Source organism: Pseudofrankia sp. EUN1h, assembly GCF_001854645.1.
GTDB lineage: Bacteria > Actinomycetota > Actinomycetes > Frankiales > Frankiaceae > Pseudofrankia > Pseudofrankia saprophytica.
This window is the reverse complement of record NZ_MBLN01000049.1, coordinates 229,773-254,082: the sequence shown is the minus strand read 5'-3', so window position 1 is coordinate 254,082 and position 24,310 is coordinate 229,773. Positions and strand designations below refer to the sequence as shown.

Sequence of the window (24,310 nt, the reverse complement as noted above, 5' to 3'; positions counted from 1 at the left end):
ACCGGCGCCAGGGCGGCCACGCCGGGAGGCAAGCGGCGCGGCCGGGTCTGGTGGTTCGTTGACGCGGTGGGAGCACGTGGGCCGGAGGCCTCGGCCGGGCCGGCCGGTGTGCTCGTGATGAGGAAGAAGCTAGGAACGGCGCCTTCCCCGGACCTTCCACCCGTGGGTCGCCCACCTGACACCGCGTCAGGCCCGCGGGAACCGCCCGACCGGCGGGTCCGGCGGGTCCGGCGGGCATGCGGCCGCGCTGGACCCGCGGGATCCGTCGGGCAGGGCCGCCGCGGTCGGGTCGGCGCGGTGCTATCGGCTGCGTGCCGGACGGTTCGTCTGGTAGGCACGTCCTCGTGGGCGTCCCGGTCGACCGCCGCGCCCGGGCGTGGCGGCGCGGGCGACCGGCGACCGGCGCGGATGCCGGGAAGGGCGGACGGGCGTGGGAGTGCTGGACGGCAAGGTCGCCATCGTCACCGGGGCGGCGCGCGGGCAGGGGCTCGCGGAGGCGACCCGGTTCGTCGCCGAGGGGGCGAGCGTCGTGCTCGTCGACCGGCTCGACGAGCAGGGGAAGGCCGCCGCGGACGGGCTCGGCCCCGCCGCCCGCTTCGTGTCCGGCGACGTCGCGTCCGAGCAGACCTGGGCACAGGCCGTGGACACCGCCACCGGCGAGTTCGGCGGCCTCGACATCCTGGTGAACAACGCGGGTGTCATGGTCAGCCGCGGCCTGGTCGACACCGACGAGGCGACCTTCCGCGACGTGCTGGACACGAACCTGGTCGGCGCCTTCCTGGGGATCCGCGCGGTGGTACCGGCGATGCGGGCCCGCGGCGGCGGCGCGATCGTCAACACCGCGTCCGCCGCGGGGCTCAAGGCGATGCCGAACGGCTCGGCCTACGTCGCGTCCAAGTTCGGCCTGCGCGGCCTGTCCCGGGCGGYCGCGCTGGAGCTCGGGCGGGACCAGATCCGGGTCAACTGCGTGTGCCCCGGCCTGGTCCGCACCGAGATGTCCGCCGACCTGCTGCGCTACCACGAGCGGGAGGCGCTCTCCCACATCCCGCTCGGCTTCGCCGCCGAGCCGACGGACGTGGCGGACCTCGTCCTGTTCCTGGTCAGTGACGCGTCCCGCGCCATCACCGGCGGCGAGTACCTCATCGACGGCGGCTCGATCGCCTGACCGTCGCCGTCGCGGCCGTCGCCGCCCGCCCGCCAGCTGGCCCCGCTTCGCCGCCGTGCGCGGCCGGGCCCGGTTACTCGGGGTGGTCGGCCTGGATCTGGTCGCGGCGCTGGGCCATGCGGTCGCGGACGCCGTCGGCACCGTCGCCGGTGAGCAGGGCCAGGTAGCGGGCCGACTCGCCGGTGATGTAGTCGCCGAGGGGGAGGCGCTCGGCCTCGACGAGGTTGCGCTTCATCTCGCGGATCGCCTCGGGCCGCCGGCCCGCGAGCTGGGTGACCAGGCCGTCCAGCTCCCGCCGGAACTCGTGGGCCGGCCAGACGCGGCTGACGAAGCCATACTCCCGAGCCTGCTCCGCGTCGATCTTCGGGGCGAGGAACAGCAGCTCCCGGGCGCGCGCCGCGCCGACGCTGCGCGGCAGCGTCCAGGCCAGGCCCAGCTCGCCCGGCAGCCCGACCGCCAGGAACGCCGTGGCGAACCGGGCCGACGCCGACGCGACCCGCACGTCACAGGCCGCCGCCCAGGCGAACCCGGCTCCCGCGCAGGCACCGTTGATGGCGGCGACCGTCAGCGCCGGCATCTCGTGCAGCAGCCGCGCCGAGTGGTACGTCTCCGGGTCGGGCAGCCGGCGCGCGGCTTCGGCGTCCTCGGCGGCGGCACGCAGGTCCGCGCCGGGGCAGAACGCGTCCCCGTTGCCGGTCAGCACCAGCACGCTGACCGTGTCCAGCGCCGCGAGCTCCGACAGTGCCCCGTACATCTCGACCGCCATGGCGGTGGTGACACCGTTACGCCGGTCGGGCCGGTTGAACCGCACCCAGGCGACGCGTCCGTCGACCGAGACGTCCAGCGTCTCCCACCGGGTCACGTCACTCATCGCGTCCCACAACACACCACGTCCCAGCACCCACAGAGCACCGCCTCAGCCGCGTCACCGATATCCGCCCGGCGAGAACGTGCTTATCAGACGCCCTCACTGACGGGCACCCGAAAGCGGACCACGCGGCGGGACCCAGCGGGCGCGGCCGGGACCACCAGGACCACCGGGATCGCCGGGCGCTCCGGGACGGACGGGGCTGAGGTCAGCGGTGGTGGAACGAGATCGCGTCCTTGCGGACGGCGCCGGTCACGGGGAAGCCGCCGAGGACCAGGGTGCTCCTGGCCCGTTCGGCGAGCTCCGAGTCGACGAGCAGGTCGTAGCTGTCCGCCCGGTAGACGTGGCTATGCGTCACCCGTTGTCGGCGTCCGCCGGCGAGCGCGCGCGACAGCAGGCCGGCGAAGAGGCCGAGAACGGCGCCGAACAGCAGGCCCCACAGCGCCAGCGAGAAGGCCGTCCGCAGCGGTGAGACCCAGTCCAGCAGCCCGAAGATCCAGCCGACCAGAGCGCCGGCCACCGCCCAGCCCCCGACCAGGCGCAGCGTGGAGTCCCACCACGACATCCGCCCGATCGTCTCCACGTTGGTCAGGTTGCGGCCGACGATCGCCGACCGTTCGACCGGGAAGCGCGCGTCGGCCAGGTAGTCGACCGCGCGCTCGGCCTGGTCGTGGGTCTGGTACGACGCGACCACCTGCTGGGGCGGGAACCGCCAGCTCAGCTCCTGACCCGGCTTCGCCCCGAACGCGCCGTCGTCAGGGTGGCTGGCGGGGCTGCCGCCACCACTGGCTAACCGGGCCTGGCCGTCGCCCTCCCGGCCGACGTCGCGGGCGGACCGCGCGTCGCGGCGATCTGTGGGGGTGGGGCCTTGGCCGGCGGCGGGCCGGGGCTCCCGGCGCTTGCCGGCCGGCTTGGCGCCGGGAGCTGGCCGGGCCGGCCGCGCGGCGGGGCTGGCGGGCCGGCTCGCCTCGGCGCGGGCCGCCTCCTCACGTTCCGCCTCGGCCGCCAGGAACTCCTGGTACCGGTCCCGGTGGACCGCGTACCGCTCGCCGCGCTCCCGCCCCAGGTCGCTGGCCCGGCCGGCCAGGCCGGCAGGCGGCTGGTCGCCGGTGGGCCACTGGTCGACCGCCTGCTCGGCGTTCCCGACGCCGATGACGCTGACCTCAGAGTCGCTGACCTCGGTGGCTCTGACCTCGGTGTCGCTGACCTGGTCGGCGCCGCCGAAGTCGCCGAGGCGTTCGACGGGAGCCTCGAACACCTCGAAGCCAGCCGGAAGGTCCTGCCCGGACTCCAGGGGTCGCGTGCGCGGGAACTCGACATCCGTCGCGTTCTCGAGTCCGCGTTGGTCCTGAAACCCGCGTTCGTCCTGGAGTTCGCGTTCGTCCCGGTACTCGAGTTCGCCCAGATGTTCGCGTTCGCCCGGGTATTCACTGTCCTCGACGCGGACATCGCGCCCGGGCACGCGGACATCGTTCTCCGAGTAACCGCCTCCTCCCTCATGGGCGGGCTCCTCCGGCGGGGCGTGGTCCTCGCGGCGGCCGCGGTCGTCATCGGACCGCTCCCGTCCGCGGTCGTGCTGGTCGTAGTCCTGTTCGTGCGGGTGCCGCGGCTCGCGCAGTCCCAGGAACTCGCGCCAACCCATGGCCACCACCTCTCCTCGGGCCGCCACTGCCGCCGCGCTGAGGGCTGGTCGGTCCGTCGCTCCGATGGGTGCGGTCACTCGTTGACCTCCCCCGGACACCCACAGTCAACCAGTCGACCGGAGATTCAGCGTTTCGACGAGAGGCGGTCCCACATGCGGCCGATGGCCTGTTTTCCGCAGTTCCGCCGTTCTGCCGCTCGTTCTGCCGCTCAGTCGTTGGCGGCGGGCAGGTCGGCGCGGACGGTCGTACCGCGACCGGGCGGACTGTGGACGGTGAGCGTGCCGTCCAGCGCCGACACGCGGTCGCGCAGGCCGAGCAGGCCGGTCCCGGCGGCGAGGTCGGCCCCGCCGGTCCCGTCGTCGGTGACGGCGAGGTGCAACCGCCCGCCGCGATGGCCGATCTCGATCGTGACCCGCGTCGCCACGGCGTGGTGGAGGACGTTCGTGACCGCCTCGGCGACGACGAAGTACGCCGTCGCCTCGACCGCGGCCGGCAGCCGCGGCACGTCGGCCGCCACGACCCGGACGTCGAACGGCGCCCGATCGACGAGTGACTCGACGGCGGCCACCAGCCCGGCCTCCGTGAGGATCTCCGGGTGGATGCCGCGGGCGAGCTCGCGCAGCTCCCGTATCGCCAGGTCCAGCCCGTCCGCGGCGCGCGTGAGCAGGATGGCGAGTTCGGGGCCGGGAAGCTGGTCCTGCGCCATCCGGACAGCGAGACGGGCGGTGATGAGGCGCTGCTGGGCGCCGTCGTGCAGGTCGCGCTCGATGCGGCGGCGCTCCGCGTCGGCCGCCTCGACGATCCGGCCACGCGAGGCGCGTACCTCGGCCAGCTGGGCGCGTACCTCCGCGGCGAGCCGCTGGTTGTCCAGCGTGAGCCCCGCCGCGGCCACGACCGCCTCCAGGCGGCGCGGGTCCTCGCGCAACGCCGGGTCGTGCAGCAGCGCGGCGACCCGCCGCCCGTCCCGTTCGACGAGCCTGACCACCGGGCCGAGCCACGGGCGCTGGCCCGTTCGTCGGTCCGGGCCCTCACCGGTGGCCGCCACGTCGAGGGGCTGGCCGTCCGCGTCGACGAAGCTCGCCGTCTCCGGGCGCCAGTAGGCGATCCGCAGTGACGGGTCGCCTAGGGCGCTGGCGAGCAGGGCGCGCAGCTCGGCGGGCGGTAGCGGGGTGGCGAGCTGGGCGAGCAGCGTGGCGAACCTGGTACGGCCGAATCGCAGCCGCGGGATCCCGGCCAGGAACCCCAGCGGCAGCAGCGCGAAGGCGACGAGGTAGACCCACAGCAGCGCGGGCCGCAACGGGCTGGTGCTTGGGCCGAGCCCGCTGGCGACGGTCGCGGCGGCGCCGACGAGGCCGGTGACGAACACCGGCGCGAGCACCCGCCGCCGCGGCCCGCTCGCCGTCAGCCAGCGGTGCGTCAGCACGGCGAGCACCCCGGCCCCGATCACGGCGCCGATCGCCGCGTTGATCCGGCTCCACGTCTCGATCATCGACCGGGGACCCCAGATGTAGAGGGGGTTGACCCGCCCGGCGGGAAGCTGGCTGGTGTCGTTGAACGGGGTGAACAGCGGGCTTATCCCCAGGACGACGGCGTAGGTCACGCCGGCGAGCACCCGCTGCGCGCGCGAGGTGAGGCGCCCGTCGGGGAAGGCCAGCAGCAGGTGGGTGAGCGGCCCGGTCGACGCCTGCCCCAGCAGCAGTCCGACCCCGAACAACCAGGCGGTCCTGGCCAGTTGCACGTCCTCGGCGAAGTAGGCGACCCCGGCGAGGACCATGAGCGGCCCGACCCGGTTGGTGGGGCCGCGGGCATACGCGACCGCCCCGGCGGCGAGAAAGAGATATCCGCCGACGACCCCGGCGATCGTCTGGGGAAGCGGGTGCGAGCCGTCCTCGGCCTTGAGTACCAGCGAGCACACGCCGAGCCCGGCCCCCAGCACGACACCGGCGACCACGACCAGCGTCGACGGCCAGGGCAGCCCGGTCCGGCGCGCCGGCACCGTCGCGCGCGGCGCCGGCCCGGCCGCAGGCGGTGGGGGGTGGTCACCCGCGTCGACGGTTCGCGGCCCGACGCCGTCCTGCGCGGCACTCGCGCCTGTCGGCGGCTCGGCGATGCCCTCGACGTCCGGGCGTGGTGCTGGAGGGGCGGCCGGGCGGCTGGCGGGGATCGCGTCCGGAGGACCGGGGAGTGCGCCAGGCTGCACGGGAACGGCTGCCGCGCGGGCGTCCCCGTGGACCTGCACTGCGTGATCATGCGCGAGCCCGCGGAAGCTGTCAAACGCCTAGCAGGCCTGCGCCGGCATGGCGTCATGGCCAGCGTCCGGTCCGTCGATCTGTGGCTGCGGCCGTCCACGGACAGGCTGGACTACCGCGGATTGGCCGCCCGGCGCGGCCCGGGAACCGGGCATCGGGCGCGCCGGTCGTGAGCACTGGAGGAAGAACTCCTCCAGTGCTCACGTGATCGGCCGCCAGCGACCGCCTCAGCCGTACACGCGCGATAACCCTTCGTACTCATCCCGCCCTCGTCCCGCCGCCCGGCCTCCCAAGCGGCGCGACCACCTCCCCACGAACACCGACCGTGGCAGATGGCCGTGCCTACAGACACCCTCATCCAACACACTTCGCGGCACTGCTCTTGATGTGTGTTGGATGAGCAGGCTTATAGGCGCGGCCATCTGCCACGGTTCGTCCGACGGTGGTCGGCCCGGGGCGGTCGTGGCGAGGGCTGGGGGGTTGGGTGCGGCGGCGCCGGCGCCGCTGGCGCGCGCTCGTTTCCGGCCACCGAAGATCTACGGAAGGTTGGTCAGCGGCCCTCGGCGCGCAGGTAGGCGAGGACGGCGAGGACGCGGCGGTTGTCGTCCGCCTCGGGTTCCAGGCCGAGGCGGGCGAAGATGTTGCGGACGTGCGACTCGACGGTGCGCGGGGTCAGCACCAGCTTGTCGCCGATCGCCCGGTTGGACCTGCCCTCGGCCATCAGGCCGAGCACCTCACGTTCGCGGGCGGACAGCCGCGCCAACACGTCGCGACGGCGGCGGCCGTCGAGCAGCAGCGCGACGACCTCCGGGTCGAGCACGCAGCCGCCGGCGGCGACGCGCCGGACGGCGTCGACGAAGACCGACACCCCRCCGACCCGCTCCTTGAGCAGGTAGCCGACCCCGCCCCGGCCGCCGCCCGCGCCGCCAGCCGCGCCGCCGGAGCGGGGACCGGTGTCGCCGGCGGTCGGCCGAGGCGGGGCGATGGCCGCGCCGAACAGCGTCGGCAGGTAGTGCGACTCGAGGTACTGGGACAGCAGCAGGACGCCGACGCGAGGCTGGTCGCGGCGGATCGCGAGCGCGGCCTCCAGGCCCTCCAACCGGCGGGTCGGCGGCATCCGGATGTCGATGACGGCGACGTCCGGGCGCAGTCGGGCGACCGCCGCCCGCAGCGCCACCGGGTCGCCGGCCTCACCGACGACGTCGAGCCCGGACCGTTGCAGCAGCCCCGCGATCGCCTCACGGAAGAAGGGCGCGTCGTCGGCGAGTACCACCCGGGGGCGCGCCCGCGCCGCGCCAGCCGGGGCGGGGGGCTCGGCCGCGCTCATCGGCAGGCTCGCAACGTGTGGGCTCCGTGGTTGATTTGTCGCGCCACATCGAGGTTATCGCCGTGACCCTCGGGTGCGGATGCCGCGGGGACGGGGAGCTTGGCGTGGTCTCGCGGGCGCCGAGGGGCACGATCACCGGTGACGTTACCTACGCTTGGATCACGCGCGACCGCGGGTCCGGCCTGGGCCGGCTGGCCGGCCGCGTCGGGCGCGCGAATGCGCACGTGCCCGGGCGCAGGGGTGGTGGAGGGGGAATCGCGGTGTTGTCCTACCGGGACCGGGTGAGGGGCTGCCTGCTCGGCGGCGCGTTGGGCGACGCCCTCGGCGCCGGCATCGAGTTCCTGTCGCTGGACGAGATCCGGCGCGCGTACGGGCCGGACGGGGTCACCGGGCTGACGGAGGCGTACGGCGTGTTCGCGCCGATCACCGACGACACCCAGATGACGCTGTTCACCGCCGAGGGCCTGATCCGCGCCTCGGTACGCGGCCGCTCCCGCGGGATCTGCCACCCGCCCACCGTGCTGTGGCAGGCCTACCAGCGGTGGCTGGTGACGCAGCGGATGAACGAGCCTCCGGCCGAGGTGAGCGGCTGGCTCGCGGCCCAGCCGGTGCTCTACGCCCGCCGGGCGCCGGGCAACGCCTGCCTGTCCGGCCTGTCGGCGCCGAAGATGGGCACCCCTGAGAGCCCGGCCAACCCGGACAGCAAGGGCTGCGGCACGGTGATGCGCTCGGCGCCGTTCGGCCTGCTGCGCCGAGAGCCGGAGGACGCCTGGTCGCTGGCGGTCGAGTGCGCGGTGCTCACCCACGGCCACCCGTCCGGCTACCTCGCCGCCGGCGCGTTCGCCTGGATCGTCGCCGAGGTGCTGGAGGGCGCGTCGGTGCTCGCGGCGGCGACGTCGGCGCTGCGCCGGGCGGAGGACGAGCCGGTGGGGCATGAGGTCGCGCGTGCGTTGCGGGCGGCCCTCGGCGCGGCCGGGGAGATCGCGGCCGACGGCCCGGGGGCGGGCGGGCTCGCCTCGCCCGAGCTCATGGCGGGACGGGTGGAGACGCTCGGCGCGGGCTGGGTGGCGGAGGAGGCGCTGGCCATCGCGGTCTTCTGCGCCGTCACCGCGGCGGACGACCCGCGCGTCGCGCTGCTCGCCGCGGTGAACCACTCCGGCGACAGCGACTCGACCGGCGCGATCTGCGGCAACCTCGTCGGCGCCGCCCTCGGCGAGGACGCGCTGCCCGCCGACTGGCTCGACGAGCTGGAAGGCCACAGCCTGGTCCGCGAGGTCGCCGACGACCTGGTCCGCGAGGTAACAGGCAGCGCCGACGTCGCCGACCCCTGGGGTGGCGCCACCACCGAATGGGTCGCCCGGTACCCCGGCGGCTGAACGGCGCCGCCGCCTCGCGGCGACTCTCCGCTGTCGCGCGCCGACTGCCTTCTCCTGCTGGCACCCGGGTATTCCTGACAGTGACCAGCGTGGGTGCCTGCCTCTTCTCCTTTCCCGCCGACACTGGGTCTCCTTGACCGTCGGAGGCGGTCTCGACGTGGCGACGCGCCGCGGTCGGGGAGGGATGCGGGCATGGGCGGGGACGAGGCCCGGGAACGGCTGGCACGTGGTTCGGGCGTGGACGCGGCGTGGTGGGACCAGCAGTGCCGGGACCTTCCCTGGGGCTGGCGCGTCCGGGAGGCCGAGTGGGGGCGGCGCGACGTCCCGGATCCGCTGCTGCCCTGGCGCGACGGCGTCCGCGCGGTACGCACGCCGGACGCGCTCCTGCGAGCGTTGCTGTTCGGCGGCGCGTCGGGCGCCGCGGGCGACCCGGTCCTGTTCGTGCCCGGCTGGTCCTCGACGCCGTACAGCTGGCGCAAGACCCTGCCGGCGCTCGCGGCGCGCCACCGGACCTGGTACGTCGAGACGCGGGAGAAGGCGTCGTCCCGGCTGCGCCCCGGTGACCGGCTGACCGTCGCGGACATGGCCGCGGACGTCGCAGAGCTGGCCAGCCAGACGGTCGCCCCCGCCGGCCGCTACGGCGTCATCGCCGCCTCGACCGGCGCGGTCCTGGCCCTGCACGCCCATCCGCTGCTCGACCCACCGCCGGCCTGGATCATCCTGCTGCTGCCGCACGTCACCGCGCCGGTACCGGCCGCGGCGCGTGTGCTGTGGCCGTGCCCGCCGTCGGTGCTGGAGATCCTGCGCTGGGTGCTGCTGCCGGGCGCGGGGTATGTGCACCGCCGGCGGGCGGCGAGCGGGCTGGGCGGCTTCTACCGGGTCCTGCGGACCGCCGACCCGGGCAAGCTGCGACAGTCGCTGCTCACCTGGCAGGCCTACCCGGGGCTCGACCTGGACGTGCTGGCGGCGATCCGCTGCCCCTGCCTGGTGATCGGGGCGTCCCGCGACCGGCTGCACCCGGCCACCGCCGCGCGGCTCATCGCCGACCGGCTGCCGTCGGGAGTCTTCGTCGACGGGCGGACGACCGCCTGGGGCCATGGCCTCGAGATGGTCGCCACGGCGATGTCGTGGATCGGGTCGGCGGGCCGCGGCGGCGGCCGGTAGCGGATTCGGACCGAACGCCCGAATCGGTCCCAGACCGTGTGATCCCGCCCGGGCTTTGCGGTACGGTCGCTCCGAAATGACCATGCGTCGCGCGGGGGACACCTGGCCCGGCCGGCCCGTACCAGGGGAGAAGAGCTGATGGCCGACACGCCCGCGAGCACGCCCTTCGACCCGGACGAGACGATCGTTCGACCAGCGTCCGCGCCTGGGACGCCCGGCCCGTTCGGCCCGCCCGAGGAGCCGACGATCCACGCGGACGAGACATTGGTCCAGTCCGCGCCGGGGGAGCGGCCGGAGCCCTCGGGGTCGTCCGAGGAGGCGACGATCCGCCCGGGTGGCTCGTTCGCCGGGACTGGGGCGCACGGTCCGTTCGCCGCGCCTGAGGAGTCGACGGCCCGCCTGGCGCCGGACCACCCGTGGAACACGCCCGCCCCCGCCCCGGGCGGCTGGCCGGCGGTCGCGCCACTGCCGACCCCCGCGCCCGCTCCGCACGGTCCGCCCGCGCCGACGCCGGCGCCCTACGGCTGGGCCAGTACCGGGCCCGAGCCGTGGCGGAACCAGTCCAACCCCGCCGGGTACGTACAGCCCGGCCAGCCCGGCCAGCCCGTCCCGCCCGGCTATCCCGGGTCGGCGGGCTACCCCACTTCCCCGGGCTATCCCGCGGCACCGGGCGGGCCCGCGGCGCGGTCGTCCCGGCGGCGGTTCGGCCGCTGGGGGTTCATCGTGGTAGTCCTCGCCGTGTGCGTCGTGCTCGGCGCCGCCGCGACCGGCATCACCATCCTGGCCACCCGCGACGGGAAGGGGCCGACGACCGCGCAGGCGCTCATCACCACCCCGCCGTCCCTGGTCGCGCAGCTTCCCGCCGACCCGGACAGGTCCCGGACGGTGTACTCGTTCGCGTTCTCCGCCGACGGCAAGCGCCTCGCCGTCGCCGATGGCGGCACGACCGCCGACTACACCGGCCAGGCGGCCCTTCGCCAGTGGGAGATGAAGGGCGGCGGCGCCACCCCGGCCGAGATCGGCCGGTCGACGATCGCTCGGCCCGACTGGTGGGGCGTCGCCTTCGCTCCCGACCTCAGGACGGTCGCGGTGGGCATCTCCGACGTCGTGCTCCTGGACATCCACGACCCCGCCCGCACGACCGCCCTCAGCGAGCCGTTCGCTCACCATCCCGGCGTGGGCCACCGCGCCCTCTTCTCGCCCGACGGCGACCTCCTCGCGATCGCCACCCCGGACGGGGCGCTGCGGCTGTGGAACGTCAGCGACCGTGCCAACCCGAAGCCCACCAGCGAGCCGTTCGGCGGCGGCGGCGCGCAGCAGGTGCTCGGCATCGACTTCTCGCCCGACGGCCGCACCCTCGCGGTGGCGAGCTCGGACAGCCTGGTCCGCCTGTGGAACATCTCCGACCGCGCCCACCCGGCGGCGCTGGGCCAGCCGCTGACCGGCCACGTCAGCGGCGTGTGGAACGTCGCCTTCTCGCCCGACGGGAAGACCCTCGCGACCGCCGGCGGGGACCGGACCATCCGCCTCTGGGACGTCAGCGACCCCGCCCGTCCACGGCCGCTCGGCCCGCCGCTCACCGGCCACGCGGGCGGAGTGCTGGCTGTCAGGTTCTCGCCCGACGGCACGGTGCTCGCCAGCCACGGGCCGGACAACGTCGTCCACCTCTGGAACGTCGCCGACCCGGCCCACGCGGCCCCGCTCGGCCAGCCCCTCGCGGACCAGTGGGGCGCGACGTTCTCCCCGGACGGGAACACCCTGGCCACGGTGGGAATCGACAACACCATCCGCCTCTGGCGGTTGCGCTGACTTCTGGTCGGCGTGGGCCGGCTCGCTGATGCGCTGACGCGCACGCGACACCCCGGGTACAGGAGCCGTACTGGTCGCGGGCCGCCCGGTGGCTGGAGTCTTGGGTCCTGACGGCGAGCGGCGAGCGGGGGCGCCGGCGGGGACCCGGACCGAGGCGGAGGACAGACGATGGTGACGAGGGCGACGGCCTGGCCCGACCCGGGCGTCGCGTCCCGGGGACGGGCGGCCCCGGCGCGGCCCGTCGAGATCCGGCTGCTCGGGGAGTTCGCCGTCCTGGTAGGTGCCGCGCCCGCCGCGGGGAGGCCGGGGATGGCCGCCCCGCCGGGGGAGCCGTGGCCGGCCGCGGCCGGCGCGCACGGTCGTGCCCGGCCGGGCGGGTTCGTGCCGGTGCCGGAGACGGCCTGGTGCCGGCGGCACGCGATGTCGCTGGTGAAGCTGCTGGCTCTCGCCCCGACGCGGCGGCTGCACCGGGAGGTGGTCCTCGACGCGCTGTGGCCCGAGCTGGCGCTGGCCGAGGCGGTGCCACGGCTGCACAAGTGCGCGCACTACGCCCGCCGGGCCCTCGGCGGCGCCGACGCCGTCGTGCTGCGCGGCAACGTCGTCGCCCTGTGCCCCGACTGGGACGTGACCGTGGACGCCGAGGAGTTCCGGCGCGCCGGCATGCGCGCGCTGGCCGGGCTCGCCGGCCCCGGTCCCGGCGCGGGCGGGCCCGGCGTCGCGGCGTCCGGCGACGGTGGGGGCGCGGGGTGGGCGGGCAGCCTCTCCGGCCGGGTCGTGAGCCTGGACCGCTGGGTCGACAAGGCGCTCGCCGCGCGTGCCGCCGACACCTACGGTGGGCCGCTGCTGCCCGAGGACGTCTACGAGCCATGGACCGAGCCGGAGCGCGAGCAGCTGCGGCAGCTCTACCTGCGCATGCTGCGGGCGGCCGGGCGCTGGGAGCGGCTGCTGCTCGAGGACCCGGCCGACGAGCGCGCCCACCTGGCGATCATGCGCCGGCACGCGGCCCGCGGCGAGCGGGTCGAAGTGCTGCGCCAGTTCGACCGGCTGGCCGCGGTGCTGCGCCGCGAGCTCGGCGTCGCCCCCTGCGAGGACGCCCTCACCCTGCGTGCCGCCGTCCTCGGCCTGTCCGCCTGACCGGACCGGACGAGAACCCGAACGGCCAGGCCGACAGGCCGGGACCGGAGAGAACGACACCCCGAGGGAACGACGCTCGGGAGAAGACGACGCTCAGAAGAAGGGGAGAACGTGAACAGCGCCTGGCATGGCCCCGAGGCCCGTGCCGAGGCCCGAGCTGGTGCACGCGCGATGCTGCCGTGGCTGGCCGGCATCGGACCGTTCGGATTTGTCATCGGTGTCAGCGCGGCCCGCGCCGGCATCCCGCCGCTGGCGGCCTGGCTGACCGGCCCGCTCATCTTCGCCGGCAGCGCCCAGGTAGCCGCGCTGGCACTGCTCGGCGCCGGCGCTGCCGGCGTGGTCGTCGTCGTGACCGTGCTCGCGATCAACGCGCGGCTGGTCCTCTACTCGGCGGCACTGGCCCCGTACTGGCGCGCCTCGCCCCGCTGGTGGCGAGCGCTGGCCGCCTACCTGATCGTCGAGCCGTCGCTCGCGGTCGGGCTCGACCGCTACCGCCGGTCGTCGCCCGACGACCTGCGGGCGGCCCACGTCTACTACCTGAGCGGCGGGCTGGTCCTGTGGGCCGGCTGGCTCGTGACGATCGCCTTGGGCCAGCTCGTCGGCACGCGGGTACCGGCCGGGCTGCACCTGGAGTTCGTCGTCCCGCTGTTCCTGATCGGCGACCTGGTGCCGCGGCTGTCCGCGCGGGCCGCGGCCTGGGCGGCGCTGGCGGCGGCGACCGTCGCGCTCGCCGCCCGCCCGGCTCCGGCGCAGACCGGCATCGTGCTCGCGATCCTCGTCGGTGTCGCGGTCGGCCTGCGCGCGTCCGGCGACACCGACCGGGCTCCCGCGTCCGTGCCCGACCCGGTTCCCGCGTCTGCTCCCGACTCGCTTCCCGGGTCCGTTCCCGATCCCGGGTCCGTTCCCGATCCCGGGTCCGTTCCCGACTCGCGGCCCGCGCCGGCGCTCGCGCCGGCCGGCGCCTGGACGGAGGAGGGGCGATGACCGTCTGGCTCGTCGTCGTGGCGGCCGGAGTGGGCAGCTACCTGCTGCGGATCAGCATGGTGGTCCTGCTCGGCCGGGTCGGGACCCCGGYGGTGCTGGAGCGTTCCAAACCGTTCGTCGTCCCGGTCGCGTTCGCGGCGCTCGCCGCCACCAGCCTCGCCGGGCAGGTCGAGGCGAACCTCGCGGGGCTGCTCCCGCCGCTCGCGGCCGTCGCCGCCGCGGCGCTGGCGGCCCATCGCACCGGCCGTCCCTACGCCGCGATCCTCGCCGGCATGCCCGTCTTCTGGGCGTTGAACGCCCTCGTCGGCTAGGAGCCATCGTCCCATCCTTCCTGCCCCGTTCCAGAACGGCGGGGGCGTGGAACGGGAGGGTCAGGTCGCCGGCTCGGCGCCGAGGGCGGCCTCGCGGGCCCAGGTGTAGTCGGCCTTGCCGGTCGGGTGCCGGCCGATGTGGTCGCACAGCAGGACGGCGCGCGGGGCCTTGAACCGGGCCACGGAGCGGGCGGCGTACTCGCGGACCTCGCTGGGGGACAGCGCGACGCCGGGGCGGGGCTGGACGAGCGCGACGACCTCCTCGCCGAACCGAACGCTTGGCCGGCCGACGACCAGGGCGTCGAGGATGCCGGGATGGAGGCGCAATGCCTCCTCGACCTCCTCGACGAACACCTTCTCGCCGCCGGTGTTGACGACCATCGCGTCTCGGCCGAGCATGACGATCCGGCCCGAGCCGTCCGGCTCGTAGTGCGCCCGATCGCCGGGGACGGTGACGCGGACGCCGTCGATGACGGGAAAGGTCTCCTCGGTCCTGGCCGGGTCGCCCAGGTAGCCCAGCGGCACCCGGCCGACCCGCGCCGTCCACCCGACCTCCGGCTCGTCGGGCGTGAGGAACCGCGTCCTGTCCGAGGACAGGACCGCGCCGCCGGCCGACAGGGTGAACTTGCGGGTCTCGGTGTCCTTGGTCGAACTGCCGAAGGCCATCCCGCCGGTCTCGGACGCTCCGTAGCCGTCGACCACGGTGAGGTGCGGGACCAGGTCGAGCAAGGTGTGCTTGAGCGCGGCGCTGGTCGTCGCGCCGCCGGTCGCCAGGCGCGCGAACGCCGACAGGTCGTACGGCCGGGCGCGCAGCTCGTCGACCAGCGGGCGGGCGTAGGCGTCACCGACGATCGACATCAGGCTGACCCGTTCGCGCTCGGCTACGGTGAGGATCGCTCGGGCGTCGAACGGCGCGCTGTCGTCGTGCAGGACCAGCGTCGCGCCGAGGACGAGCGCGGCGAACGCGGTCCACTGCGCGGCGCCGTGCATGAGCGGTGGCGCCGCGAACCAGACGCCGCCTCGGCCGGACGCGGCGATGGCCGAGATCCGGGTGGCGGTCGCGCCCTCGAAACCGCCCATCGCGGCGACGTAGACGTCGGCCTGCCGCCACAGCACGCCCTTGGGCCGGCCGGTGGTGCCGCCGGTGCAGACCAGGTAGAGATCGTCGGGTGAGGGTATCGGCAGCTGGTCGAGGTCGGCGTCGGCCGCGGCCGCGATGGCCGCCTCGAAGGGGATGGAACCGGGCAGCGGCGCGACTCCCGAGCCGTCGTCGACGTCGACCAGCAGGCGGCCGGCCGCCGCACCGGCGCCGTCCATGCCCTCGGCACCGGCACCGGCACCGGAGGCGGCGGCGAGCAGCGGCGCGAGCCGGCGGTGGTAGACGACCGCCTCGGCGCCGACCTGGTCGAGCAGCGTGGCGACCTCGCGGGCGTTGTAGTGGTGGTTGACGTTGAACGGCACCGCCCGCGCCCGGTACGCCCCGATCATCGCCTCGAGGTACTCGGGGCAGTTGGACAGCAGGATCGCGACGGGGCTCTGGCCGCACTCCCACCGTCCCAGCTCGAACCGCTCGCGCCGCGCGTCGAGGCCCTGCTTCCGGAAGAACGCGGCCAGCCGGCGGGTGCGGTCGCGCACCTCGGCGTAGGTGCGCCGGACGTCGTTCCAGACCAGCATCTCCCGGCCGGGCGCGGCGTCGGTGACGATGTCGAGCACCGCCGATAAGGACCAATCACTGTCGGTCATACCCGTCGCACCTCCGCCGCTGCCCCGCCGGCTTGCCCCCGCCGCCGCCATCGGAGCAAAAGATATCTAGATGAATCGGCACCCGCTACTGGTCTGACCGGGAATCTCGCGGCCCCGGCGCCTCGGCGGCGAGACGGCGCCTGGGTCCGCGCGACGGATGGGAGTCGGCCGGCCGTCAGACGCTCGGGGCCGGCGTCGGATGCGCCGTATCGTGCGGGCCATGGAGTACGTCCACGGCTACTCGGACCAGGAACACGCGCGGCTGGGCGACCAGGCCGCGACGTTGACCGACCTGCTGCACGCGGACACGCGCTACCCGCCGGGAAGTCGAGTTCTGGAGGCCGGGTGCGGGGTCGGGGCGCAGACGGTCATCCTCGCGGCGAACAGCCCGGACGCCGTCCTCACGTCCGTCGACATCTCGGCGACGTCGGTCGCCGTCGCCCGCGAACGGGTGACCMGGGCGGGCCTGACCAACGTGCGGTTCCTGCGCGCCGACCTGTTCGACGCGCCGTTCCCGCGGGCGTCGTTCGACCACGTCTTCGTCTGCTTCGTGCTGGAGCACCTGGCGGACCCGGTCGGGGCGCTCGCGGCGCTGTGCGGGCTGCTGCGCCCCGGCGGCTCGATCACGGTGATCGAGGGCGACCACGGTTCGGCCTACTTCCACCCCGACAGCGAGGCGGCGCGCCGGGCGATCGACTGCCTGGTCGACCTGCAGGCGCGCGCCGGCGGTGACGGGCTGATCGGGCGGCGCCTCTACCCGCTCCTGGTCCAGGCTGGATTTCTCGACGTCGCGGTCTCACCGCGGGTCGTCTATGCCGACGCCAGCCGCCCGCACCTGGTCGACGGCTTCACGCGGCGCACCTTCACCGCCATGGTCGAGGGCGTCGGCGAGCGGGCCGTCGGCGAGGCACTGCTCGACGCCCCCACCTGGGCGGCCGGCATACGTGCCCTGCACCGCACCACCGAGCCCGACGGCACCTTCAACTACACCTTCTTCAAGGCAACGGCGACCAGCCCGCCGAACTGACAACCGGGAAGGGGACGCGGGCGCCCGAGACGAGGGTGCGGTCGAGGTCCGCCACGGTCGCGGCGCCGAGCAGCGCCATTGCCCGGTCAAGCTCCTCGCGCAGCAGCTCGATCATCCGCACGACGCCGGCCTCGCCGCCCGCGGCGAGGCCGTAGAGGTACGGCCGGCCCACGAACACGCCCGCGGCACCCAGGGCCAGCGCCTTGGCCGCGTCGTTGCCGCGCCGGACACCTCCGTCGAGGAACACCGTGAGCCGGCCGGCCGCCGCGTCGACCACCTCCGGCAGGATGTCGATCGTCGCGGGGACGCCGTCCAGCTGCCGTCCGCCGTGGTTCGAGACCACGACACCGTCCACGCCCAGCTCGACGAACCGGTCACACTCGTCTCCGCGCATCAGGCCCTTGATGATGAGCGGTCCCTTCCACAGCGACCGGACCCGCTCGACGTCCTCCCAGGTGACGCAGTCCGACGCCGCCGTGATCGTCTTCCGGGTCTGGTCGAGGCTCAGCTGGGACGGCCCGTCGGAACGGGCGGCACCGAGCCTGCCGCGCAGGTAGTCGGCTTTGCCTCGCAGGAAGTCGGCCGTCCAGGCGGGCTTGCTGGCCCCCTGAAGCACGATCCCGGGGCGCGGCGGCCGGCTCATGAGCCTGTTGCGTGTGTCCCGCTCGCGGTTGCCCAGGATCGACGTGTCGATGGTGATGGCCAGGGCTCGGTATCCCGCGGCCGCGATCCGCCGGACGAGGTCCCCGAGCTCGGCGCGGTCGGGGGGCAGGTAGAGCTGGTACCAGAGCGAACCGGTCGAGCTCGCGGCGACGTCCTCGAGGGGGAAGGCCGCGACGGTGCTCTGCATGTAGACGACGTCCGCCCGCGCCGCGGCCCGCGCGACGGCGATCTCCGCGGCCGACCGCGCGAGGCGGCTCGCGCCCGTCGGCGCCAGCATGATCGGCATGGACAGTCGCTCGCCGAACACGGTCGTGGACAGGTCCCGCTTGGCGACGTCGGCGAGCGGCCGCGGGCGGAACTCGATGCGGTCGAACGCGGCGCGATTGCGCCGCAGCGACACCTCGTCGCCTGCTCCGCCCTCCAGGGCGTCGAACACCGCCCGGGGAAGCCTGCGGCGCGCCAGCCCGCGGAAGTCCTCGACGTTGATGGCGTCCTGCATCCTCACGAGCACGGGCCTTTCGCGGTCAGCTGGTCACGGATGGCGTGCTCCCCGTCGCCAGGATTGTCGTCACTCGAGCGGCACCCCGCAGGCGGCCGCTCAGGCCCCGGGGGAACCGGCCAGGCTGTCGAGGCTGGCGAGGACCGCGCGGATGTCGGCCGCGATCTCGCTCACGACGGGTTCGCGCAGCACGGTGTCGTGGTCGCCGCCGACGGTGCGGAACGTCGCGTCGCTGGCCAGCAGCGGACGCCAGGCCTCCGTGCGTCGCCGCGGCGAGGCGGCCGCCGTGTAGACGAGAGCCCGCCCGTTCCAGGGGCTGGGCCGGTACAACCTGGTCAGCACCCGCGACTGGTTGTAGAAGACGTCGTACTGGTTCATGCCCTTKAACTGGACGACGCCGGCCAGGGGGAGCTGGGCGGCCTGCCTGGCCCGGTCGAGCAGGACCCGGGCCCTCGTCGCGGCGCGCGACGGGCCGCCCGCGGCCGCACCCTCGACCTGGTCCGATGCCGATGCCAGGGCGGGGTGCGAGCCCGTGCTCGGGCCGCCGGGAAGCCGCGAGGGCTGCACTGCGCCCGCGAAGACGCCGGCCGATGTGTCGGGCAGGAAGCTGTCGATGAGGATGAGCAGGTCGACGTCCTGGCCGGCCTCGGTAAGCAGACGCGCGGTCTCGAAGGCGACGAGCCCGCCGAACGAGTGTCCCGCGAGGGTGAACGGGCCGGTGGGCTGTAGCAGGCGCAGGGTGCGGGCGTGGCGGCGGGCGGCCGCCTGGATCGACCAGTCAGGCAGGCCGCGGTACTCGAGGCCGTGGGCCTGGACTCCGTAGACGGGGCGGTCGCCGTCGAAGTGGCGGGCGAAGCCGAGCATGCCGACGGCGAGGCCACCGGCGCCGCAGAAGCAGAACAGCGGCCGGCCGCTGCCGCTGGTGCGCAGCGGGACGACGCTGGGGTGCCGCAGGGTGTCGGTGTCGACGTTGCGCAGCCGGGCGGTGAATTCGGCGACGGTGGGGGCGTCGGCGACAGTGGAGGTGGGGAGCCGGACCCCGAGCTCGTCGGTGACCCTGGCCAGGAGCTCCTCGGCGATGAGGGAGTCGCCGCCGAGCTCGACGAAGTCGTCGTGGACGCCTACGTCGTCGAGGTGCAGGGCGACGGCCCACACGCCGGCGACGGCCTCCTCCCACTGGTCGCGGGGCGGGTCCTGGCCCGGACGCGGACCGGCGGGGGCCGGGGGCAGGCTGAGTCGGTCGACCTTGCCGCGACCGGTCCTCGGCAGCGCCGCGACCAGCATGACGGTGGCCGGCACCATGTAGGAGGGCAGCTTGGCCCGTAGCAGGCGCCTGATCGACGCCGGTGAGACCCGGGCGCCCGCGGCCGGGACGACGTAGGCGACCAGGCGGGTCCGCTCCTGGGCCGCGTCGGCCACGACGACGGCCTCGAGCACGTCCGTGCTGGCCAGCAGGGCGGACTCGATCTCGATCGGCTCGACGAGGTAACCGCGGATCTTCACAGCCGCGTCGTTGCGACCGACGACGGTGAGCTGACCGCCGGCGTCGACGCGTCCGAGGTCCCCGGTGCGGTAGGTCGGCGTGCCGTCCGGCCCGACACCGAAGCGCGACGCGATCGCTTCAGGCGCACGCCAGTAGCTGCCCGTGATGAAGTGACCTGTCACGACGATCTCGCCCGTCTCGCCCGTCGGCATCTCGGCCCCGTCCGGCGAGACCACCCGCACGCGGACGTCGACCACCGGCCGCCCCGCCGGCATCACGCCGTCCGGGAGGACCTCGTCCGGCCAGATCGGGTCGCAGGTCGTCGTGCCGAGCTCCGAGGCGCCGTAGGAGACCAGGAACGCCGCGGTCGTCGGTACGTGGTGGCGGGCCAGTTCGATGTCGCGGGCGTAGATCGGCTCGCCGACCGACATGACGAACCGCATGCTGTCGAGCACCTCGTCCGGATCGAGGCAGCCGAACACGGTCCGGATCAGTACCGGGGTGGYGACGAGGCCGGCCGGCCGGATCGCGCGCAGCCAGTCGGCCAGGTCGCGGACGCCGCGGACCCGGGGGTCGTACATCTCGATGGTGGCGCCGAAGACGAGCGGGCCGATCGTGCGGTTCATGCCCGAGATGAAGGAGTAGGGCAGGAGGAGCGGCAGACGGTCGCCCGGACCCGGCCGCATCACGCCCTTCACCTGAATGGCGTAGTGCTGACCCAGCAGGGCGCGGTGGTGCCACAGGACACCCTTCGGCACTCCGGTCGACCCGGAGGTGAAGATGAGCACCGCCGGATCGGTGTCGGCCCGGTGCGGCGCCCTCGAGGCCACCCGGTCGGCGAGCGCCGGGGACCAACCGGCGGCGGGACTGTCATCGACCTCGACGGTGGTCATGATCCCCGTCAGCGCGGCGGCAGTGCCCGCCTCGGCGGAGCCAGGCGGCCCGGTGACGCACACCGAGGCCCCAGCCAGTCCCACGATCTGGGCGAGGCGGTCGGCGGGATGCATCCTGTCGAGGGGCACGCAGGGCCGGCCGCTCGCGATGACACCCAGGACGGCGGCGATCCCGCTCGCGTCGTGGGGAAGGAGCACAGCGACCGGCGCGTCGGGGTCGGCCGCGGCGGGCTCCCGCAGGACGCGGTCCGCCACGACGTCCGCCCAGGCGACGAGCTGGGTGTAGGTGACGGCACGGTGTTCGTCGCGAACGGCGACCAGGTCGGGGCACGCCGCGGCGACGGCGCGGACCCGGTCCATGACGTTGCCGAACCGGTCGTCGGGATGCAGTGGCGGCACCGGCGTAGCCGGGGTGGCCTGGCCTTTCCACACGTCAGCCCGGTCCGTGGACCCAGGGACCATCGGTGTTGCCATGACGCCTCCCGGGCGGGCTTCGGTATGAGAGCCGTGACCGCGTGCTCAGGTCCCCCCCGGATTTAACACGAAAGGCTTTGCCTCCGGCCAACCGCGTCGGTGTCGGGCCATTGACCTATGTACGGTTGCCTTAGGCGTTCGGCCCCATAACGCCGGTTGACCCTGACGTAAGTGTAGGGTTACCCGGGCGAATGGAGATGTTGCGGCCGGTGGCGTTTGATCTCGGCTGTGCCCCTGCTTGCGGTGGATCCGGGTAGCGCAATGTAGCAGTGACTGCCTTTGGCTTGACGCAGGGAGGACCTTTTGCCACGATGGCCACTCGCCCCAACGCGTCGATGCCGGCGACGGGCGACCGGTGGTTGTGTCATCACCGGGACAGTCGTGCCATCACCGGAACATGGGCCCCGGGCTGAGCGGGTGATGCCGCCTCCATGAACGCGCCCGTCAATGTTCCGAGTGCGAACTTTCGATGATGGCGCACCGGGGAAGGCTGGCCGGAACACGTCCGCTGAATCCCAGCCCCCGCGCCTTCAGGGCGCTTGACCGCCCATTCGCGGCCGGCGGGAGCCGCCAGCCGCGGGGTAACACCTGCCGGCCCGACGCGGCCCGGGGCCGCGAACCAGCTGGTGTTTGTGGGCGACGGCGAGACCCCGGCCCATTCGCCGGCGGTGGAGGAACACGAAGCGTCCCGCGGACGACCACTGTCTACGCCGTGGCCCGCGTTCGACAGTGGTCGCATTGAGCGATCCGGCCACGTGATGGACCACGACTACCTCACCGGCACGGTCCACCTGGGGGACGGCGGCACCACCGCGGCCTGGCGGCGCCCGCGGCCAGGCGACGTCCTCGGGTGCCGAGGGCCGCCTGCTCGACCTTCGCCTCGGTACGGATCATCCACGCCGGTCTTCGGCCGCCGGCGAAGCGTGCGTCTCGTCCGCGTGGGCGGTGGCGGCGCCGCGGCTCATCGCGAGCACGGCGTCGCGGCGAGGCAGCGCGCCGAACGGTGAGCCGCCGGTCGGCTCGGGGGCGCCGAAGATCCAGGTAGGCCCGTCCGGGAGGTGGTCGAGTGCCTGGCGGGCCACGTCCGCGGGGTCGGCGAGCTCGCCGTATGGCTCGCCCTTGGCGTCGAACACCCGGCGCATCGACGGTGTGTCGGTCTTGCCGAGCACGAGGCTCAGGACGTCGACCCCGCCAGAGCGCCATTCCGCCCACAGCGCCTCGGCCAGGATGAGGTCGAACGCCTTGGTGGCTCCGTAGGTGGCGAGCGTGGCGCCGCCGGCCCAGGCCGCGCCCGAGGTGACGAGCACGACGCCTCCCCGCCCGCGCGCGACCATCGGCCCGCCGAAGCGGTAGGCGGCCTCGAGCACGCTGTCGCAGTTGCGGTGGATCAGCTTCAGGTGGGTGTCGAGGTCCTTGTCGAGGAAGGGCATGCTGAAGTCGTCGCCGCCGGCGTTGTAGACGAACAGCCCCACCTCGACGTCGGACGTCGCGGTCGCGAGCCGCGCCAGGGCGTCCGGGGCGCTGAGATCGAGCGCGACGGTGCGGACCTCGACACCGTGCTTCCCGCGGACCTCGACGGCGAACGCCTCCAGCACGGAGACCCGCCGCGCGACCAGCACGACGTTCAGGCCTCTGGCGGCCATCTCGTGGGCGAACGCGGCCCCGATCCCGTCGGACCCGCCGGCCACGATGCCCCAGGGCCCGTACCTGTCGTTCGTCGCGGCGTCAGCCATCGTGTCTCCTCGTCTCTCGGGGCCAGCGGCCCCAGTGGGTCTGCATTGGTCCGCGGTCGGCGGTTCGGTCGGCGGACGCCAGGGCCAGGAGGCCACGCGCCCCCTCGACACACCGGCGGGCCCGTTCCTCGGTCGACTCGCCCGCCAGGGCTCGGGACAGCATGGGAACCTCGAGGCCGATCACGATGCCCGGCGGGAGCGCGGCGAGGATCTCCCGCAGCGGCAGCTCGCCCTCACCTGGCACCATCCGGTCGATCGAGTCCTCGCGGTACACCGAGCCGCGCTGGCGCACCGTGTGATCGCTAAGCTGCGCATAGGCGATCAACACGGGGTCGACGGCCGCGAGGTCCGCCGCAGTGTGCCCGGAACGCACCAGGTGCATGGTGTCGATCAGCAGGCGGAAGTTCGGGCGCGCGACGTGGCGTACCGCGGCCAACGCGCCAGGAAGATCCTTGATTGTCAGTGACGGGGCGAACTCGACCGTCGTCTGCATCCCTCGCTCGCCCGCCAGCTCGGCGAGCACCCCGAACTCGTCCAGGCTGCGCGGGAGGTCCGGGTCCATCGTCACGGTGTTGACCATCGCGACGCCGAGCTCGGCCATCAGGTCGAGATCGGCGGCGTAACCGCGCATGTCGCTGCCGGGACGGACGACGAACCCCTCGGCGAGGGAGATCGACACGTCGCGGTCGCGCAGCGCGGCCGCCGTCCGCCGTCGCAGCGCCGGGTCGTCACGCAGCGAGAATGACGCATAGCCGTGCGGGTTGACTGGGTTCCCGGAGAGCACGGCGGCTATGTAACGGCAGCCGAGGTCGGCGGTGAGGTTGACGAACTCCACCGGCGGCAGCCCGAAGACGGTCTGGTGCTCTATTCCCAAGCGTTCCGTGTCCATCAGACCTCATAGCCAGGCGATGTCCGGCCGTTGTCGGTGTCCGTTCGCGGTCAGGTGGATTCGCGGTCAGGCGGACCGGATCGCGGCGACGAAGCGTCGCGCCACCTCGACGAGTTCCCTTCCGGGGGCGTCGCCGAGGACGTCCGCCATCAGCGTGACGTCCTTGGTGAGCGTCAGGTTGGCTGGCGAGGCCGCGAGGCCCGCGATGGAGCCGGCGCGCAGCCGCACTCCGGAGGCCACGCACGCCGAGCTGCTCGTCGCCAGGACCGCCGCGAGGCCGGCCGGATCGACGCCGAGCGATTCCCCCGCCCTCATCGCGTCGTCCGCGAGGGCGATCTGCGCCGAGAACAGCGTGTTGTTGATGAGTTTCGCGTGCGATCCGGCCCCGATCCCGCCGAGATGCACGACGTGGTTGGACAGTGTCGACATCAGGCCGGCGACGTCGGCCAGCGCCGTGGCGTCGCCGCCGACCATGATGGTCAGCTCGCCGGTCAGCGCCCGTGGGGCGCCGCCGCTCACCGGCGCGTCGAGGACGCGCAGGCGGTGTTTCGCCGCCTGCTCGGCGATCTTCCGGATCTGCGCGGGTGCCACCGTGCTGTGCACGAGCACCACCGATCCGGGTTCGAGTGTCTCCGCGAGGCCGTCCGGGCCGAACAGCACCTCTTCCACACCCGCCGCGTCGAAGACGCAGATGCCGACGGCCTCGACCGCCGCGCCCATCTCGGCCGGTGTCGCCGCGATGGTGGCGCCGGTGCCCGCGAACGGCTCCAGCGACGCCGACCGCCGGGCATAAAGCGTCAGGTCGTGGCCCTCGGCCTGGATCCGCTGCGCCATCGGCAGGCCCATGCTGCCTAGCCCGATGAAGCCAACCTTCAC

At 74.3% G+C, this 24,310-nt stretch carries 18 protein-coding genes; 8 read left to right on the top strand and 10 right to left on the bottom strand.

What is annotated here, in order from left to right; translation table 11 throughout:
* Positions 1–430 precede the first annotated feature (430 nt).
* Complete coding sequence (locus BCD49_RS15960; protein ID WP_071041624.1) at positions 431–1,165, top strand: SDR family NAD(P)-dependent oxidoreductase; 735 nt, start codon at positions 431–433, stop codon at positions 1,163–1,165.
* A 73-nt stretch (positions 1,166–1,238) separates the two neighbouring features.
* On the opposite strand, the gene BCD49_RS15955 is transcribed toward BCD49_RS15960, so the two are convergent.
* The 4 genes from BCD49_RS15955 to BCD49_RS15935 all read right to left on the bottom strand — a co-directional run bounded on the left by BCD49_RS15955 (position 1,239) and on the right by BCD49_RS15935 (position 7,252).
* Complete coding sequence (locus tag BCD49_RS15955; RefSeq protein ID WP_035924878.1) at positions 1,239–2,036, bottom strand: enoyl-CoA hydratase/isomerase family protein; 798 nt, start codon at positions 2,034–2,036, stop codon at positions 1,239–1,241.
* 205 nt (positions 2,037–2,241) lie between these two features.
* Positions 2,242–3,675, bottom strand: coding sequence for a general stress protein (locus tag BCD49_RS44120; RefSeq protein ID WP_198939440.1), 1,434 nt, complete (start codon positions 3,673–3,675; stop codon positions 2,242–2,244).
* 209 nt (positions 3,676–3,884) lie between these two features.
* The gene (locus tag BCD49_RS15945) at positions 3,885–5,915 is read right to left on the bottom strand and encodes a sensor histidine kinase (protein ID WP_232794072.1); all 2,031 of its coding nucleotides are present in this window, start codon (positions 5,913–5,915) and stop codon (positions 3,885–3,887) included.
* A gap of 560 nt (positions 5,916–6,475) precedes the next feature.
* Positions 6,476–7,252: a response regulator transcription factor gene (locus BCD49_RS15935; protein WP_007515321.1), complete on the bottom strand. Its 777-nt coding sequence runs from the start codon at positions 7,250–7,252 to the stop codon at positions 6,476–6,478.
* Positions 7,253–7,512: 260 nt separating this feature from the next.
* Between BCD49_RS15935 and BCD49_RS15930 the strand changes: the two genes are divergently transcribed.
* From BCD49_RS15930 to BCD49_RS15905, 6 genes are all read left to right on the top strand, one after another.
* Positions 7,513–8,628 carry an ADP-ribosylglycohydrolase family protein gene (locus BCD49_RS15930; protein ID WP_035924881.1) on the top strand — a complete coding sequence of 372 codons (1,116 nt, stop codon included), beginning with the start codon at positions 7,513–7,515 and terminating at the stop codon, positions 8,626–8,628.
* A 192-nt stretch (positions 8,629–8,820) separates the two neighbouring features.
* On the top strand, positions 8,821–9,792 hold the full coding sequence (locus BCD49_RS15925) for an alpha/beta fold hydrolase (RefSeq protein WP_007515319.1): 972 nt from the start codon (positions 8,821–8,823) through the stop codon (positions 9,790–9,792).
* A gap of 138 nt (positions 9,793–9,930) precedes the next feature.
* Entirely contained in the window at positions 9,931–11,601 is a 1,671-nt protein-coding gene (locus BCD49_RS15920) for a WD40 repeat domain-containing protein (protein ID WP_007515318.1), read from the top strand.
* A 168-nt stretch (positions 11,602–11,769) separates the two neighbouring features.
* Positions 11,770–12,735 carry an AfsR/SARP family transcriptional regulator gene (locus BCD49_RS15915; protein WP_071041622.1) on the top strand — a complete coding sequence of 322 codons (966 nt, stop codon included), beginning with the start codon at positions 11,770–11,772 and terminating at the stop codon, positions 12,733–12,735.
* A 111-nt stretch (positions 12,736–12,846) separates the two neighbouring features.
* Positions 12,847–13,719 (top strand): AzlC family ABC transporter permease, encoded by an 873-nt coding sequence (locus BCD49_RS15910; protein ID WP_007517982.1) that lies wholly within the window; start codon positions 12,847–12,849, stop codon positions 13,717–13,719.
* Positions 13,716–14,030: an AzlD domain-containing protein gene (locus BCD49_RS15905; RefSeq protein WP_071041621.1), complete on the top strand. Its 315-nt coding sequence runs from the start codon at positions 13,716–13,718 to the stop codon at positions 14,028–14,030. The genes BCD49_RS15910 and BCD49_RS15905 overlap by 4 nt, the downstream gene beginning before the upstream one ends.
* A gap of 60 nt (positions 14,031–14,090) precedes the next feature.
* Here the strand turns inward: BCD49_RS15905 and BCD49_RS15900 are convergent, their stop codons facing one another.
* Positions 14,091–15,773, bottom strand: coding sequence for an AMP-binding protein (locus BCD49_RS15900; protein ID WP_007517979.1), 1,683 nt, complete (start codon positions 15,771–15,773; stop codon positions 14,091–14,093).
* A 220-nt stretch (positions 15,774–15,993) separates the two neighbouring features.
* On the opposite strand from BCD49_RS15900, the gene BCD49_RS15895 reads away from it, so the two are divergent.
* Positions 15,994–16,800, top strand: a complete 807-nt coding sequence (locus BCD49_RS15895; RefSeq protein WP_035928355.1) for a methyltransferase domain-containing protein — start codon at positions 15,994–15,996, stop codon at positions 16,798–16,800.
* Here BCD49_RS15895 and BCD49_RS15890 read toward each other — a convergent pair.
* The 5 genes from BCD49_RS15890 to BCD49_RS15870 form a co-directional block, all read right to left on the bottom strand.
* Positions 16,769–17,962 (bottom strand): alpha-hydroxy acid oxidase, encoded by a 1,194-nt coding sequence (locus BCD49_RS15890; protein ID WP_232794297.1) that lies wholly within the window; start codon positions 17,960–17,962, stop codon positions 16,769–16,771. The two genes, BCD49_RS15895 and BCD49_RS15890, sit on opposite strands and share 32 nt — an antisense overlap.
* 99 nt (positions 17,963–18,061) lie before the next feature.
* Entirely contained in the window at positions 18,062–20,812 is a 2,751-nt protein-coding gene (locus BCD49_RS15885; protein WP_083401477.1) for an AMP-binding protein, read from the bottom strand.
* 890 nt (positions 20,813–21,702) lie between these two features.
* Positions 21,703–22,545 carry an SDR family NAD(P)-dependent oxidoreductase gene (locus BCD49_RS15880; RefSeq protein ID WP_007517972.1) on the bottom strand — a complete coding sequence of 281 codons (843 nt, stop codon included), beginning with the start codon at positions 22,543–22,545 and terminating at the stop codon, positions 21,703–21,705.
* Positions 22,538–23,434 carry a sugar phosphate isomerase/epimerase family protein gene (locus BCD49_RS15875; protein ID WP_007517971.1) on the bottom strand — a complete coding sequence of 299 codons (897 nt, stop codon included), beginning with the start codon at positions 23,432–23,434 and terminating at the stop codon, positions 22,538–22,540. Before BCD49_RS15875 ends, BCD49_RS15880 begins: the two co-directional genes overlap by 8 nt.
* A 66-nt stretch (positions 23,435–23,500) precedes the next feature.
* Positions 23,501–24,310: an NAD(P)-dependent oxidoreductase gene (locus tag BCD49_RS15870; RefSeq protein WP_007517969.1), complete on the bottom strand. Its 810-nt coding sequence runs from the start codon at positions 24,308–24,310 to the stop codon at positions 23,501–23,503.